Consider the following 14,834-nt stretch of genomic DNA (forward strand, 5'->3'; position numbering starts at 1 on the left):
GTCTGTTTATGCAGCAGTGGTTGAACCGGCCTTATCATACCCAATGAGTAATTTCATCACAAAAAGTATAGCCAAGCTGTTTGGCACCAAGTCGCAGCGAGACCTGAAAGATCTGTTGCCTTACGTGGAGCAGATCAACGCTGAGTTTGCGCGGTTGAAAGATCTCAGTAACGACGAACTGCGTGCTGTATCGGCTCAATTAAAGGCGCAGATTGCTGACGAGTTACAGGGCATCGATCAACAGATTGAAGCACTTCGGCAGCAGGTGGCCAGCGACCTTGATATGGACGTTGACCAGAAGCAGACGATCTTTACCCAGGTCGATCAGCTTGAAAAAGAACGCAACAAAGAACTGGAGCGTGTGCTGCTGGCGATTATGCCGCAGGCGTTCGCCGTTGTGAAGGAAACCGCCCGCCGGTTTGCCCAGAATGACGAGCTTGAAGTGTCGCTCACGGAGTTTGACATTGAGATTGCCCGTTTCCGCAAGAACGTACGCATCGAAGGTGACAAAGCGTACTGGGCCAACACCTGGGATGCCGCTGGGAACACCATCAAGTGGGACATGGTCCACTACGATGTGCAGTTGATTGGTGGCGTGGTGCTGCATACCGGTAAAATTGCCGAGATGGCTACGGGTGAAGGGAAGACGCTGGTATCTACGCTGCCTGCCTTCCTGAATGCCCTCAGTGGTCGGGGTGTACATATCGTAACGGTCAATGACTACCTGGCTAAACGTGACTCCGAGTGGAATGGTCCGCTGTTCCAGTTTCACGGCCTGCGCGTTGATTGCATCGACCGGCACCAGCCGAACTCCGAGCAGCGCAAAGCCGCCTACGCCGCCGACATTACCTACGGAACCAACAACGAATTTGGGTTCGACTACCTCCGCGACAACATGGCCCGCACGCCTGACGAGCTCGTGCAGCGGAAACACCACTACGCTATGGTCGATGAGGTTGACTCCGTGCTGATTGATGACGCCCGGACGCCCCTGATCATTTCTGGCCCTGTGCCCCGTGGCGACGAGCAGGATTATGCCGAACTGAAGCCCCGTGTAGCCCGTGTGGTTGAAGCCCAGCGTCGTCTGGTGAGCGATCTGCTGATTGAAGCGAAGAAAAAACTGGCCGCCAACCCCGACGATAAAGAAGGTGGTCTGGCCCTGTTCCGTGCGTTCCGAGGCCTGCCCAAGCTGAAACCGCTGATTAAATACCTCAGCGAAAATGGCGTTCGCCAGACCCTGCAAAAAACGGAGTCGATCTATCTGGCCGAAAACCAGAAGCTGATGCCCGAAGCTGATTCGCCGTTGTATTTTACCATCGATGAGCGCAACAACAGCATCGACCTGACCGAAAAAGGCATCGACTTTATCACTGGCTCAGGCGAAGACCCAAGCTTCTTCATCCTGCCCGACCTGTCGGTTGACCTGAATGCCATTGACAAGCACAGCGACTTTAGCGAGCAGGAGAAAATTCTGCACAAAGAAGGGCTGATCCGTGACTACTCGGTCAAGACACAGCGCATCAACACGGTCAACCAGTTGCTGAAAGCGTATTGCCTCTTCGAGAAAGATGTAGAATACATCATCCAGGAAGGCAAGGTGAAAATCGTGGATGAGCAGACGGGCCGGATCATGGAAGGTCGCCGCTGGTCAGATGGATTGCACCAGGCGGTGGAAGCGAAGGAAGGCGTGAAAGTAGAAGACGCCACGCAGACCTACGCGACCGTAACGCTCCAGAACTACTTTCGGATGTATCACAAACTGTGTGGTATGACCGGTACGGCCGAAACGGAAGCGTCGGAATTCTGGCAGATCTACAAGCTCGACGTGGTGGCTATTCCGACCAACCGCGCCATAAGCCGGAAAGATGAAGAAGATAAAGTGTACCGCTCGGTACGCGAGAAATACAACGCCGTCGTTGACGAGATCGTAGAGCTGGTCGCCAAAGGTCGTCCGGTGCTGGTGGGTACAACCTCAGTTGAAAACTCGGAACTGCTTAGTCGCCTGCTGACACTGCGCAAGATTCCGCACCAGGTATTGAACGCCAAATACCACCAGCGTGAAGCCGAAATCGTGTCGGTGGCCGGTCAGCCCGGTACGGTAACAATCGCCACTAACATGGCTGGTCGTGGTACCGATATTAAGCTGACTGCTGAAGCAAAAGCTGCTGGCGGTCTGGCCATCATTGGTACCGAGCGTCACGAATCACGGCGGGTCGACCGTCAGTTGCGTGGTCGGGCTGGTCGTCAGGGTGATCCGGGTACGTCGCAGTTCTTTGTGTCGCTGGAAGATAGTCTGATGCGTTTATTCGGATCAGAGCGGATCGCCAAGCTGATGGACCGGATGGGTCTGGAAGAAGGCGAAGTTATTCAGCATTCAATGATCACCAACTCGATTGAACGGGCGCAGAAGAAAGTTGAAGAAAACAACTTCGGTGTTCGGAAGCGGCTGCTCGAGTATGATGACGTGATGAACTACCAGCGTACTGCCATCTACGACCGTCGTCGCAACGCGCTGTTCGGCGAACGCTTACCGCTCGACATCGCCAATACGATGTACGACGTGGTTGAGGAAATTGTGAATAACGCTGAAGGTGACTTTGAAGTAGTGAAGCTACAGTTGCTCACTGCCCTGAGCCTCGATACAAAGATGACGCCAGCTGATTTTGGCAAGTTGCGGAATCCTGAGCGCATACAAAGTCTCTACACCGAGGCCGAAGCCAGCTATCAGGCCAAGAACCACGCCATTGCCGACAAAGTGACGCCGGTGCTAACGCAGGTTCAGGAACAGCAAGGCCAGTTTATCCGCAACATTGTGGTGCCGTTTACCGACGGTCTGCACGAAATGCAGGTGGTAGCTGAACTGGCCAAAGCCGTTGATACGGGTGGCCGTGAGGTGATCACCGAAATGGAAAAATCGGTGGTACTGTCGCTGATCGACCAGGAGTGGAAAGAACACCTCCGCGAAATGGACGACTTGAAGCAATCGGTACAGAATGCCGTATTCGAACAGAAAGACCCGTTACTGGTCTACAAATTCGAGTCGATCGAACTGTTCAAGCGGTTCCTGAATAAGGTGAACTTCGATACCATTAGCTTCCTGACAAAGGCGGACATCCCGGCGCAGGATGAGCAGGAAGTGCAGCAGGAAATCCAGTCGGCTCCGGCGCAACGTCGTCCCGAGCCGATGCCCGAACTGCATACTAACATGGAAGACTTTGACGATGAGCACCTGGCGAGCGGTCCCGAAGAGTATGCCCGTCGGATGGCGCAAAACAACGCTATGGGAGCTGGTGCGCCGCCAATGCCCAAGCAGCAGCCAATTCGGAACATGAAGATTGACCGCAACGCCCGGGTGAACGTGCAGTACGGCGACGGTACGGTGAAGAAAGACGTGAAGTTTAAGAGCGTTGAAAACGACGTCATGTCAGGCAAAGCCGTGATCATCGAGTAAGTTGACACAGCGTTGACAAGAGCAAAACGAAGTTCATGATACAGCAAAACGCCCCAATTCCTGCGAATTGGGGCGTTTTGCGTTGCCGAAGTAGGTACGTTCTGTTGGAATGAGCAAATCCGGTTAGATATATAGTCGCCGAGTTACGCTGTTACTGAAACACACGAATGTAGTCGACGATCAAGTGCTGGGGCAGTACCGTCGTGCCATCCGGATTGCCGGGCCAGTTACCCCCAACAGCCAGGTTGATGATGAAGAAATAATCTTCCTGAAATTCACTGAGGCCAACAGGAGTCGTGTCGATTACATGAAACGGCTTATCGTCCAGGTACCAGGTAATTTTCTTACTATCCCAGATAATGGAGAAGACGTGAAATTCGTCGTTGAACACGCCAGAGGTTAGCTTGGTGTTGCCGCTATATTGAGCGTGACTGCCGTTATTATCCCAGTGTGCGGTACCATGAACCGTATCATCACGCCCCGTTGCGCCGCCTCCGATCAGTTCCATCATGTCGATCTCGCCGCATTTGGGCCAACCAACAGTATTTATATTCTTGCCCAGCATCCAGAGGGCAGGCCATATGCCCTGCCCCTTGGGAAGAGCCGCCCGAATATCGACCCGGCCATATTTCAGGTTGATTTTTCCCTGCGTCGTTAGCCGCGACGATGTATATGCCTTACTCCCGGCCGCCTCTGGTTTGGCCTGTATAATCAGGTAGCCGTCTTTAACCGACGTGTTTTCTTTCTTGTAAAACTGAAGCTCGTTGTTGCCCCATCCACAGTTGCCTGGGCACCCATCGCCTAGTTCGTAATTCCAGTTTTTCTCGTCCAATGCCGTGCCGCTGAACTCGTCGGCCCAGACTAGTTTCAGCGCCGGGTACGTAGTTGGTGTTGTGTAGCCTTTCGTTGGAACAATCGAGACGGGAGCTGGGTCGTCATTATCATCACTGGCATTGGTAACGTACCCAATGGGTTGGTCGCACGACTGGAAGGTCTTGGCCGGATTTCCCTTGCCGTCTTTGTCTGCGTCGAGATACCAGGTCTTTTCTACGCAAGGCTCGCTGGAACTTTTGCAGCCATTGACAAGCAACGTGCCTGTAACTAAAGCTGTAACAACGCTGACAGTGAAAGCTATAGGACGCATGTTGATGGATTGATTGGTTAACTATGGGTAGGAAAACAGGGCCTCTAATGTACTAAATAAGATTATACCAATAATAAATTGTTTTAAGCGATGGATAAGGTTAATTTTTTGTATCGTAATATTACGATTATACATAATTGAGTTAGTTTTGCGCTATGGGGGCTACGAAGACAGAAGTATTTACGGAACAGCAGAACCGAATGGCCGATCTGGCAAAGGCATTTTCGCATCCGGCACGGGTGGCTATTCTTCAACATCTGGTGAAAACGCAGTCATGTATATGCGGTGATCTGGTCGATGTGCTCCCGTTGTCGCAGGCTACAGTGTCGCAGCATTTGAAGGAATTAAGCCGCATTGGCATTATTAAAGGAAGCGTTGATCCGCCACGTGTCTGTTACTGTATCAATGAGGTTGTCTGGGCTGAAGCCAAGGCTGCTTTTGGTAACCTGTTAACTCAGGTTGAAGTGAGCAGTTGCTGCTAAATTTTTTTGACCGCCTTTATCGTAATAATACAATAAATAAAACTATGCAAACGGAGAGTCAACTAAAAGAACTGGTACGGGAAACCTATACCACCGTGGCCGATCAGTCGCGCGAAATGAACGCAGCCTCCTGCTGTGGTGTGGGCGGTTGCTCACCCCTTGATGATGCGGCAATCATGGCCGACGACTACACGCACCTGGCTGGGTACGTTGCCGCTGCTGATCTGGGGCTTGGCTGTGGCCTGCCCACGCAATTTGCACAGATCAAGCCCGGCGATACGGTGATTGATCTGGGTTCGGGTGCTGGTAACGACTGCTTTGTGGCACGTCACGAAACCGGCCCAACGGGCAAAGTAATCGGTATTGATTTTACCCCCGCCATGATTGACCGTGCCCGCCGCAACGCCGATACGCTGGGCTTTAACAACGTGGAGTTCCGGGCTGGCGACATTGAGCAGATGCCTGTAGCGGATAATGTGGCCGATGTGGTAGTGAGCAACTGCGTGCTGAATCTGGTGCCCAACAAAGCCAACGTGCTGGCCGAAATAGCCCGCGTGCTGAAACCCGGCGGCCATTTCAGCATCTCCGACATTGTGTTGCAGGGCGATTTACCGGCAGGGCTTCGTCAGGCTGCCGAACTCTACGCGGGTTGTGTATCGGGCGCCATCCAGCACGACGATTACCTGCAGTTGATTCAGGAAGCGGGCTTTACGCAGATTACGGTTCAGAAAAGCAAAGCCATTACCCTGCCCGACTCCATCCTGGCCAATTACCTGTCGGCCGACGACATAGCTACCTATCGGCAGGGGGGCGTGGGAATCGTCAGCGTGACGGTCTACGCCGAAAAACCAGAGACAACCGGATCTGTAGAGCCAATGGCGAAACCAAGAATCAACCTGACCGATTTGACCAACTCATCAGCGCAAGCCTGCACGCCGGGTGGAGGCTGCTGCTAACTCATAAACAGATGACCTTCCGACTGGCCACTCCCACCGACCGCCCCGCGCTAATTGAACTGTTGACCCAGGCAGATTTACTGACGGATGACCTACCCGACGACCTGGGTACGTTTGTGCTGGCTTTTGATGCTGATACATTGGCCGGAGCGGCGGGCGTAGAGGTGTTTGGCTCAACTGGTCTGTTACGTTCCGTGGCTGTTTCGCCTGCTTATCAATCCCGGCAAATTGGTCGTCAAGTCGTTGATGCGATTTATACGCTGGCTCAGGACAGCGACGTTGTGGACTTGTACCTGATTACCACCACCGCCGACGGCTATTTCAAGCGGTTGGGTTTCGGGCGTGTCGAGCGAAGCAACGTACCTGATGCCATTGCCAGCACCCGCCAGTTCAGCGACCTCTGCCCGGCCTCGTCGGTGGTGATGAAAAAAGAGGTAGCACCGAAACTGGAGTTTCGGTAGTTGAGCTAACCAAGCTCCCAAAGCGCCGGATTTAGCACTATTAGTATGAAACGAATCGTAGTACTTTGCACAGGTAACTCAACCCGCAGCCAGATGGCGCACGGCTATCTGCAATTGTTCGCTGGCAATAAAGCGGAGGTTCTCAGCGCTGGCGTTGAAACGCACGGCCTAAATCCGCGTGCGGTGAAAACAATGGCCGACGATGGCGTCGACATTAGCCACCACACCTCGAACCACGTGGATGAATACGCCCACCTGCCTATTGACTATGTCATTACGGTCTGTGACAGTGCGGCTGAGCGTTGCCCGGTCTGGATCGGCAAAACCAACCGGCTGCATCACAATTTTGAAGACCCATCGAAAGTGACTGGCCCAGATGAGGAAAGCGTGATGGCCAACTACGCTCGTATCCGGGACCAGATCAAGGCATTTGCGCAGGACTTTATTCAGGCGAATATTGCTGTCTGAAACCTGCTGCCTGATGAAAACACTATCCGATCTGTTGCTGCTGGGCGACCCGCGTCTGTATGAAATCTGTGAACCTGTTCGTCCCGACGAGCAGCCGCTGATAGCCGGATGGGTAGCCGATTTACATAATGTGATGCAGGAGGTACGTACCCGCTACGGGTTTGGCCGAGCCATTGCAGCACCGCAACTCGGCATTATGAAGCGGCTGATTTACATGAATATAGCGCCTCCTGCCGGACGTGGCCCGGTCGTATTCGTGAATCCCACGCTGACCAACTTGAGCGATGAGCAGTTTGAACTGTGGGACGACTGCATGAGTTTCCCTAATTTGCTGGTGCGCGTCAGTCGCCACAAATCGCTGACGATCAACTACCTCGATGAACATTTCGTACCGCGGCAGTGGCACCTGACAGACGACCTGTCTGAACTGCTGCAACACGAATATGACCACCTCGATGGGGTGCTTTGCACCATGCGTGCACTAGACGATAAAGCATTTCAGTATCGGGTGCTTTAAAAAGAATTTCAAGTGTCAGGTGCTTCGCTGAGCAGCAATAGGGGATGGGCGAAGCACCTGATACCTGAAACTCGAAACTAGTATATGACGTTAACCTCAAAACGTTAAAACGTACCTGATATGCAAGCTGCCCTGCGTCCGCCGGTGTCTATATATACGGAGCAAAGCCCGAACCCCAACTCAATGAAGTTCGTGTTGAATCGCGAACTCGTTCCCGATGGCCTTTCGTTCGATTATGCCGAACCCTCGGAAGCCCTGAAGGAAGGTAAAAACTCACCCCTGGCTGTAGCCCTTTTCGGTATCGACGGGGTACGTCGGGTCTTCATCGCGGGCAATTTTGTCACGCTGACCAAAGATGAAGATATTGACTGGGGCGAAATCATGTTCGAAGTGAAGGTCTTCCTGAAAGATTACTTTGAAGCCGATAAGCCCGTGTTCGTGAAGCGGACGATCGATCTGAACAGCACCCGTCTGGAGGCTGACTCCGAAACCGTTCAGCAGATTAAAGCTGCCCTGGATCAATACGTCCGTCCGGCGGTGGAATCAGATGGCGGAGCGATCAACTTCCACGCTTTCGATGAAGAGACTGGTACGGTGAAAGTGCTCCTGCAAGGATCGTGCAGCGGTTGCCCCTCATCGACATTGACCCTGAAAGCAGGCATCGAAAACCTGCTGACCCGCCTGGTTCCCGGCGTAAAAACCGTAGAAGCCGAAGGCGTATAAGAGTAAATTTTCCGTTTGGGGTTTGCCGTTCCAGTGTTGACAGCCCGGTTTACTGTGTAGCAACGCCCGGCAGGCCCCAAACTCAATTAGCCTCCATTGAATCAGAATTACCCCCCTCGCCAATGCCTTTAAGAAGCATTGGCGTTTTTATTTGTAGTCACTATCGTGACATCAACACGACACGCAACGTCGGAAATTGACTTAATATCTCAGCACCATTGACTATTCACACTGCATTACCTCGTTTATGGCTCGGTTTTCTTGGCCTGCTTCCTGTTGCCGCGTCGGCCCAAAACTTACTGGGTCTGACAACCAGTTCGAATGGGGGAATTCACCGGGCATACCAAAATCCGGCCTGGTTAGCCGACTCACCGCACCGGTTCTATGTGAGTCTGGGGGCTGTGAATATCCACGCCAATAATAATTTTGTTCGTTATAAGGCCCCGTTCTCATTGCTCCGGCTGGTAACGGGCCAGGTGCCAAATCAGTACCGTCAGCCAAATGGCGGCGTTCAGTTCAAGACAGAGTACACAGAAGAGATTCAGGACGGGAAGCCCAAGAACGGCACCGTTTGGGGTGAGTTTCGGGGGCCGGCCCTGCAGGTGGCTGTAGGTGAGCGTACGGTAATCGGGCTGTCGTCGCGGCTGCGCGCCAGCGGGCAGGTGTGGGGCGCATCGGAGCAGTTACTGTCGGCATTGCGGGCCAGCCTGAGCAGCGATGTCTTGTACAGCATTCCAACTCGTAACAACGCGTTTAGTACGAATACCAACACTTATGCCGAAGTGGCGGCTACGCTGGGCCATACTCTGTTTGATGAAGATGGTATGAGCCTGATGGTGGGTGTGACGGCAAAGTATCTGGTTGGTTTTACGTCGGGGTACTTTGTCAATCAGGGCCTTAGCTACGAAATTTTGCCCGATCCGCTTATCAAAAGCCGGGGGTACATGAACGTAAAAGAGATCGTCGGGGAGTTCGGCTACACGTCGTACCTGCAAAATCAGAACCTGTCGTTGCGTTCGCTCGTCAATGGCAATCCGCCGGGCCGAGGCGTTGGCTTCGATCTTGGCCTGGCCTATCGCATGCAGCCCGACCCTGAGGGAGCTACGCTGAAAGCAGGAATAGCCCTGACAGACATTGGCTCCATTCGGTACACCGGCGATGCCTACAACATCAATCAAACGAACCTGCGGTTTGTCAGCGAAGACTTCGACGAAGTTCGTAACAGTGAACAGGTGATCAACGTCATTCGGCAGAAGCTGAAAGTAAACCCTGCCAGCAACTTGAGATCGTTCGCCAGCGGATTGCCAACCTCACTGAATCTCAACGTCGACTACGAGCGGCCGGGTGGCTTAGGGCTACAGGTTGCGTACTGGCAGGATATGCGTGGGAATGATGCTGTTGCGATGCATCAGCCGTCAGTGGTGGCGGTGGTACCGCGTTTTGATAGCCGCTGGGCGGGTGCTTCGCTTCCGATCTCATACGTCAATGGTGCCGCCCAGGTGGGACTTTCACTACGGGCTGGCCCCTTCTGGGCTGGTTCCGACAACGTATTTGGTCTGTTAGGGACGAGCAATAACGGAATCTCTCCGCGTGGCGTCGATGTGTATTTCGGCATGGCGATGGGCTTTGGCTCGCGAACAGGGTCAGATAACGGCAACGACTACTGAGTTTGGTTGTAGGTCAGTGGCAATCTGCCTATTTTTGCGCCCAAATAGAGAAGCAAGCGTTAGGAGGTAAGACTTATTTACCAATGCTTACTTCTTAACTCTTTCTATGTTAAGAACACATACCTGTGGCGAACTGCGTTCGTCGGATATCAATAAAACGGTGACCCTAAGCGGCTGGGTACAAACCATTCGCGACAAAGGCGGCGTTCTCTGGATCGACCTTCGGGATCGGTATGGTATTACGCAGATCATTCTGGAGGAAGGTGTTACAGCCGCCGATCTGTTTAAAATCGCCCGTACGCTGGGGCGCGAATTTGTGGTGCAGGCTACCGGAACGGTTAGCGAGCGGCAGTCGAAAAACCCGAATATTCCAACCGGCGACATCGAGGTACGTCCCACCACGTTGACGGTGCTGAACCCCGCCAAGCTGCCCCCCTTCCTGATCGAAGACGATACCGATGGGGGCGACGACCTGCGCCTGCGTTATCGGTATCTCGATCTGCGCCGTAATCCGGTGCGTCGTAACCTCGAACTGCGCCATCAGGTGGCCCGCCGTACCCGCGAATACATGGACGGTCAGAACTTCATTGAGGTAGAAACGCCGGTACTGATCAAGTCAACGCCTGAGGGTGCCCGTGATTTCGTGGTGCCAAGCCGCATGAACCCCGGTGAGTTCTACGCCTTGCCCCAATCGCCACAGACGTTCAAGCAGCTGCTGATGGTCTCGGGTTTCGACCGGTACTACCAGATCGTGAAGTGTTTTCGTGACGAAGACCTGCGCGCCGACCGGCAGCCTGAGTTCACGCAGATCGACTGCGAAATGTCGTTTGTCGAGCAGGAAGACATCCTGAATATGTTCGAGGGGCTGACCCGTCACCTATTCAAAACGGTGAAGAACATTGACCTCGCCGAAGTCCCCCGGATGACCTACGCTGATGCGATGCGTCTGTATGGTTCTGACAAGCCGGATATTCGGTTCGGCATGCAGTTCGTGGAGCTGACCGAGCAGGTACAGGGAAAAGGCTTCCCCGTGTTCGACAGCGCCGAACTGGTTGTGGGCATCTGCGCCACGGGTGCGGCTACGTTCACGCGCAAGCAGCTCGATGAACTGACCGAATGGGTAAAACGACCACAGATTGGCGCTAAAGGCCTGATCTACGCCCGCGTCGGCGAAGACGGCAGCGTGAAATCATCGGTCGATAAATTCTATTCAGACGACGAGCGGAAAGCCTGGGCAACCGCCTTTGATGCCAAACCGGGCGACCTGCTGCTGGTTGTGGCGGGCGAAGCCAACAAGGCGCGTAAGCAATTGAACGAGCTACGGCTTGAGATGGGCACGCGCCTCGGCCTGCGTAACCCCGATGATTATAAGGTGCTGTGGGTACTCGATTTCCCGCTGCTCGAATACGGCGAAGAAGAAGCCCGCTGGTTTGCCATGCACCACCCCTTCACCTCGCCCAAGCCCGAAGACATTCCGCTGCTCGACACCGATCCGGGTGCCGTGCGGGCAAATGCTTATGATTTGGTGATCAACGGTACCGAAGTAGGCGGGGGCTCGATCCGTATTTTTAACCGGGAGTTACAGGCGCGGATGTTCAGCCTGCTTGGTTTCTCGGACGAGGAGGCGAAAAACCAGTTCGGCTTCCTGATGGATGCGTTTGAGTTTGGTGCGCCGCCACACGGTGGTATCGCTTTCGGTTTCGACCGGCTTTGCTCGCTCTTCGGCGGCGTCGATAGCATCCGCGACTTCATCGCCTTCCCGAAAAACAACTCTGGTCGCGACGTCATGATCGATTCGCCATCAGTCATTTCCGACAAGCAACTTGATGAGCTGAAGATCAAGACAACGGTAGCGTGATTAATTAGTTATTGAAATTGCTGACGTGAGTCTCTTAGAAGGGCTTCGCGTCAGCAATTTTCATTATCTATACCGCTAGCCGTTTGCGGTACACAAACGCGAGCATGTTCATACCCGCCCATTCGTGAATGACAACCAGCGTCATTACCAGCGCACATGAAGCGGGGTGAGTTTCGGCGAAGTGACGAACGGGTAGAAAAACGCAGAGGTAGCCGACAAAAGCAGTTGACTGCACCATCGTGTACGTGGGTGCTGCCCACGAATGCAGCGATAACGTGCCTGCGCGAAGCTGTCGAAAATGCAGCACAAAGGCATAAATGAAAATCCCAACAAAGACGCACATCATACCGAGGAACACTACGTCGCTAAGATGGTAAATGTGTTCACTGACCCACTTGAACGGGAACGTGCGGACGAGGCCGTAGCAAACCGCCCAAACCAGCAGCGTGTAACCCAAACCCGGTAGCTGGAACGCTTTTTTGACCGAATTGCGGTAGACGCGGGAATTGGTCTGCGCCTGCGTTTGCTGGTAATTTTCCTCCATGTTCAACAATCCTTTGCGCCCGCCGAATGAGCGGTGGACATCCAGCAAAGCCAGGTTGAACGGTATGCCTTGAATCAGTTTATCTGAAATCGCATCGACGTAGTGATCCGTCAACTCGGCAATGAGGTCGTTGTTGAGCAGCCAGTTATCACTGCGCAGGTGCTTGTCAATAAGCGTGAGTTGGGCAGGCGTGAGCATGATTGGAAAGCAGGTGTAGGCGTTGGAAAAACAGATGCGAAGAGCCTAAGCTACGGCGGTTGGCCGTTTCAATCGATGAATCTTGAGCATGCGAATCCAAGCCCAGTTATGAACGAAAAGCAGCGTCATGAGCAAGGCAACAATACCCGCATTGCCTTCTGCGAATTCATGTATTGGCGGCAGCACCAGAAAAATAAGTATCAATGTAATCGATTGTAGGAGCGACCAGGCGGGCGGGGGCGATGCCGGGCTCAACCTGAGCGTACCTTTCTGAAGTTTAAACTGAATTTGCATCCTGGAGGCTGTAAAAAGCCCGCTTAGACCGCCCGTGAATAACCATCCCCAGCCATTGAGCCTGAGAGCGTCAATTGGCTGATAGATCCAGTCGATATTGAGGAGTTGGACAACTAGCGAACATCCGGCGAGAATAAGTAAAGTGTAGCCAACAACTGGCCTGCGAAAGGCGTTCAGGAAAGCATTCCTGTATAGATGAAACCGCGCATGGGGCCGCATTTTCAGGTAGTTTTCCTCCATTGTCAGCAATCCAATGCGGCCACCGAACGAATGGCATACCTCCTCAAGCGCCAACTCAAACGGTACACCTTCAGCCAACTTATCTGAAAGGGCATCGGCATAATGATCAGTTAGCTCGGCGATGAGGTCGTCGTTACGCAGCCAGTTTTCCCTGCGCAGGTGCTGATCAATAAGCGTGAGTTGGACAGGCGCGAGCATGGTCAGAAAGCAGGTGTAGGCGTTGACGATACAGGCGAAAGAATGGTTTGCAGATTCTGCATAAACGCCATCAACTCATCGACCCGGCTAACGGCTTCATTTTTTCCGCTTTTGGTCAGCGAGTAATATTTTCGCGCCCGGCCGTCGACTACTTCGGTTTCGGTTGTGAGCAAGCCCTCGGCTTCGAGTTTATGCAGTGCCGGATACAGCGCGCCCTCGGTAATAGCCACGCCGCCCGCCGTGAGGGCTTTTACCTGCTGCGTGATCTCATAGCCGTACATCCGCTCGCGGGTTTCGAGCAGTTTCAGGATAATCACCGACAGGCTTCCCTTCAATAACGGTTGATTCACTTTGTCATTCATGACCCAAAAGTGCATAAAAAAAGCATACCTACAAGTTATAGGTATGCTTTTTTTATGGGTATGAAAGATTATCAGTCCAGTGCCTCGATAACGTACTGTATGTTGTTGAAAACAGCCGTGTCACCAACGTGTTTGCCGCGCAATGCCGCACCGATGGGGGAGGCCGCCGACACCGCCATGTAGTCGTCGCCTGCTACCGAAATCCGCCCGGCGCTGATGCTGATAAAGAACGTACCCCGACCGGTTTTTACGAGGCTGCCCGCCCGTACCAGCGTTGCCGGGGCCAGATCGATATGCTCGAGTTCCTGCTTCATTCGCTGGGCATCGGCCAGGAGTTGGGCGTGGCGGTCGCGTTCCAGTTGCGCCATGGCGCGGCCCGTTTCGTACTTGTCGCCTGCCGAGCTTTTCGACTCCGAATTGGCCGATTCCTGCGCCGCCCGCATCGCTTCCGTTGCCGTGTCGATGCGCTGCTGTACGTAAGCAAGGCACTGGTTGTAAATAGATTGTTTAAGCATGACTTTTCATAGGTCAGTAAGCAAAAAAGCAACGTACCTAATTGCGGAAAAGTGACTTTCCGTAACCGGGTACGTTGCCAAACGGGTACTGCTTATTTCAACACGGGGGCGATTACACCCTTCCAGATTTCGTACCCCTGGGGTGTCATGTGCAGGCTATCGGCTTTGAATAACTCGGGGCGGGGCTGCCCGTTGGCACCAAGCATCGGCGTGTACACATCCGCGAAAGACGTGTTCCGCTGACCGCTCAGATACTGTTTAATCATTCGGTTAGTCTCAGCCTGTATCGGCATAAATTGCTTACGTGCCGGGCTGGGTTTCACGGAGATGTAGGTGATCGTGGCATTCGGCAATTGCTTGCGGACCAACGCGAAGAAAGTCAGAAACTGGCTGTATACATCGCGCGCCGTCCGGTTGTTCTGACCAATGTCATTATCGCCCGCGTAAAGCACAACTTGCTTTGGGTTGTATGGCAGAACGACGCGTGGTATATAGCGAATGACATCGCTGAGGGTAGATCCGCCAAAGCCGCGCTGGATGATCGGCTTACCGGGAAAGGCTTCCTTAAGGCCTTCCCAAAGGCGGATTGACGAGCTGCCAACGAATAAAATGCCGTTGGCTGGTGGGGGCGTGGCTTTATCCTGGGTTTCGAAGGCAACAATCTCACTCTCGAAACTGGTTTGGGCCAGCGTTGGTAAGGACAGCGTCGTTAGCAGAATAGCCAGCGACAGGAAGGCGTTTTTCATAAGTGAATCA

General features: G+C 53.4%; 15 protein-coding genes. 9 read left to right on the forward strand and 6 right to left on the reverse strand.

The annotated features are described in order from the left end of the window. Positions 1–43 precede the first annotated feature (43 nt). Complete coding sequence (gene secA, locus F7231_RS17920) at positions 44–3,451, forward strand: preprotein translocase subunit SecA (protein WP_085411895.1); 3,408 nt, start codon at positions 44–46, stop codon at positions 3,449–3,451. Positions 3,452–3,602: 151 nt separating this feature from the next. On the opposite strand, the gene F7231_RS17925 is transcribed toward secA, so the two are convergent. After that, positions 3,603–4,595, reverse strand: a complete 993-nt coding sequence (locus tag F7231_RS17925) for a glycoside hydrolase family 16 protein (protein ID WP_085411896.1) — start codon at positions 4,593–4,595, stop codon at positions 3,603–3,605. Positions 4,596–4,750: 155 nt separating this feature from the next. Between F7231_RS17925 and F7231_RS17930 the strand changes: the two genes are divergently transcribed. From F7231_RS17930 to aspS, 8 genes are all read left to right on the forward strand, one after another. Then, a complete protein-coding gene (locus F7231_RS17930) occupies positions 4,751–5,077 on the forward strand; it encodes an ArsR/SmtB family transcription factor (protein ID WP_085411897.1) in 327 nt (108 codons plus the stop codon). A gap of 44 nt (positions 5,078–5,121) precedes the next feature. After that, positions 5,122–6,033, forward strand: coding sequence for an arsenite methyltransferase (locus tag F7231_RS17935; protein ID WP_166692917.1), 912 nt, complete (start codon positions 5,122–5,124; stop codon positions 6,031–6,033). 11 nt (positions 6,034–6,044) lie between these two features. Next, positions 6,045–6,494, forward strand: a complete 450-nt coding sequence (gene arsN2 / locus F7231_RS17940; RefSeq protein WP_166692918.1) for an arsenic resistance N-acetyltransferase ArsN2 — start codon at positions 6,045–6,047, stop codon at positions 6,492–6,494. A 45-nt stretch (positions 6,495–6,539) separates the two neighbouring features. After that, positions 6,540–6,962, forward strand: a complete 423-nt coding sequence (locus F7231_RS17945; RefSeq protein ID WP_166692919.1) for an arsenate reductase ArsC — start codon at positions 6,540–6,542, stop codon at positions 6,960–6,962. A 13-nt stretch (positions 6,963–6,975) separates the two neighbouring features. Next, the gene (locus F7231_RS17950) at positions 6,976–7,479 is read left to right on the forward strand and encodes a peptide deformylase (RefSeq protein WP_166692920.1); all 504 of its coding nucleotides are present in this window, start codon (positions 6,976–6,978) and stop codon (positions 7,477–7,479) included. A 120-nt stretch (positions 7,480–7,599) separates the two neighbouring features. Continuing rightward, on the forward strand, positions 7,600–8,202 hold the full coding sequence (locus F7231_RS17955) for a NifU family protein (protein WP_085411901.1): 603 nt from the start codon (positions 7,600–7,602) through the stop codon (positions 8,200–8,202). Between the two features lie 218 nt (positions 8,203–8,420). Further along, positions 8,421–9,869 carry a DUF5723 family protein gene (locus F7231_RS17960; RefSeq protein ID WP_208295636.1) on the forward strand — a complete coding sequence of 483 codons (1,449 nt, stop codon included), beginning with the start codon at positions 8,421–8,423 and terminating at the stop codon, positions 9,867–9,869. A gap of 106 nt (positions 9,870–9,975) precedes the next feature. Beyond that, the gene (gene aspS, locus F7231_RS17965; protein ID WP_166692921.1) at positions 9,976–11,727 is read left to right on the forward strand and encodes an aspartate--tRNA ligase; all 1,752 of its coding nucleotides are present in this window, start codon (positions 9,976–9,978) and stop codon (positions 11,725–11,727) included. 67 nt (positions 11,728–11,794) lie between these two features. Here aspS and F7231_RS17970 read toward each other — a convergent pair whose 3' ends face one another. The 5 genes from F7231_RS17970 to F7231_RS17990 all read right to left on the reverse strand — a co-directional run bounded on the left by F7231_RS17970 (position 11,795) and on the right by F7231_RS17990 (position 14,824). Next, positions 11,795–12,469, reverse strand: coding sequence for a hypothetical protein (locus F7231_RS17970; protein WP_166692922.1), 675 nt, complete (start codon positions 12,467–12,469; stop codon positions 11,795–11,797). A gap of 45 nt (positions 12,470–12,514) precedes the next feature. Continuing rightward, positions 12,515–13,201 carry a hypothetical protein gene (locus F7231_RS17975; RefSeq protein ID WP_166692923.1) on the reverse strand — a complete coding sequence of 229 codons (687 nt, stop codon included), beginning with the start codon at positions 13,199–13,201 and terminating at the stop codon, positions 12,515–12,517. A gap of 2 nt (positions 13,202–13,203) precedes the next feature. After that, on the reverse strand, positions 13,204–13,563 hold the full coding sequence (locus tag F7231_RS17980; protein WP_085411906.1) for a PadR family transcriptional regulator: 360 nt from the start codon (positions 13,561–13,563) through the stop codon (positions 13,204–13,206). A gap of 71 nt (positions 13,564–13,634) precedes the next feature. Beyond that, the gene (locus F7231_RS17985) at positions 13,635–14,078 is read right to left on the reverse strand and encodes a 3-oxoacyl-ACP synthase (RefSeq protein WP_085411907.1); all 444 of its coding nucleotides are present in this window, start codon (positions 14,076–14,078) and stop codon (positions 13,635–13,637) included. 92 nt (positions 14,079–14,170) lie between these two features. Next, positions 14,171–14,824, reverse strand: coding sequence for an SGNH/GDSL hydrolase family protein (locus F7231_RS17990; protein ID WP_085411908.1), 654 nt, complete (start codon positions 14,822–14,824; stop codon positions 14,171–14,173). Positions 14,825–14,834: the final 10 nt, after the last annotated feature.

The sequence above is a fragment of the Fibrivirga algicola genome (genome assembly GCF_011742925.1).
Lineage (GTDB): Bacteria > Bacteroidota > Bacteroidia > Cytophagales > Spirosomataceae > Fibrella > Fibrella algicola.

Bases quoted from the DNA above. Each gene is read 5' to 3' on its own strand.
- secA (WP_085411895.1), top strand. From the start codon at position 44: ATGAGTAATTTCATCACAAAAAGTATAGCCAAGCTGTTTGGCACCAAG.
- F7231_RS17925 (WP_085411896.1), bottom strand. From the start codon at position 4,595: ATGCGTCCTATAGCTTTCACTGTCAGCGTTGTTACAGCTTTAGTTACA.
- F7231_RS17930 (WP_085411897.1), top strand. From the start codon at position 4,751: ATGGGGGCTACGAAGACAGAAGTATTTACGGAACAGCAGAACCGAATG.
- F7231_RS17935 (WP_166692917.1), top strand. From the start codon at position 5,122: ATGCAAACGGAGAGTCAACTAAAAGAACTGGTACGGGAAACCTATACC.
- arsN2 (WP_166692918.1), top strand. From the start codon at position 6,045: ATGACCTTCCGACTGGCCACTCCCACCGACCGCCCCGCGCTAATTGAA.
- F7231_RS17945 (WP_166692919.1), top strand. From the start codon at position 6,540: ATGAAACGAATCGTAGTACTTTGCACAGGTAACTCAACCCGCAGCCAG.
- F7231_RS17950 (WP_166692920.1), top strand. From the start codon at position 6,976: ATGAAAACACTATCCGATCTGTTGCTGCTGGGCGACCCGCGTCTGTAT.
- F7231_RS17955 (WP_085411901.1), top strand. From the start codon at position 7,600: ATGCAAGCTGCCCTGCGTCCGCCGGTGTCTATATATACGGAGCAAAGC.
- aspS (WP_166692921.1), top strand. From the start codon at position 9,976: ATGTTAAGAACACATACCTGTGGCGAACTGCGTTCGTCGGATATCAAT.
- F7231_RS17970 (WP_166692922.1), bottom strand. From the start codon at position 12,469: ATGCTCACGCCTGCCCAACTCACGCTTATTGACAAGCACCTGCGCAGT.
- F7231_RS17975 (WP_166692923.1), bottom strand. From the start codon at position 13,201: ATGCTCGCGCCTGTCCAACTCACGCTTATTGATCAGCACCTGCGCAGG.
- F7231_RS17980 (WP_085411906.1), bottom strand. From the start codon at position 13,563: ATGAATGACAAAGTGAATCAACCGTTATTGAAGGGAAGCCTGTCGGTG.
- F7231_RS17985 (WP_085411907.1), bottom strand. From the start codon at position 14,078: ATGCTTAAACAATCTATTTACAACCAGTGCCTTGCTTACGTACAGCAG.
- F7231_RS17990 (WP_085411908.1), bottom strand. From the start codon at position 14,824: ATGAAAAACGCCTTCCTGTCGCTGGCTATTCTGCTAACGACGCTGTCC.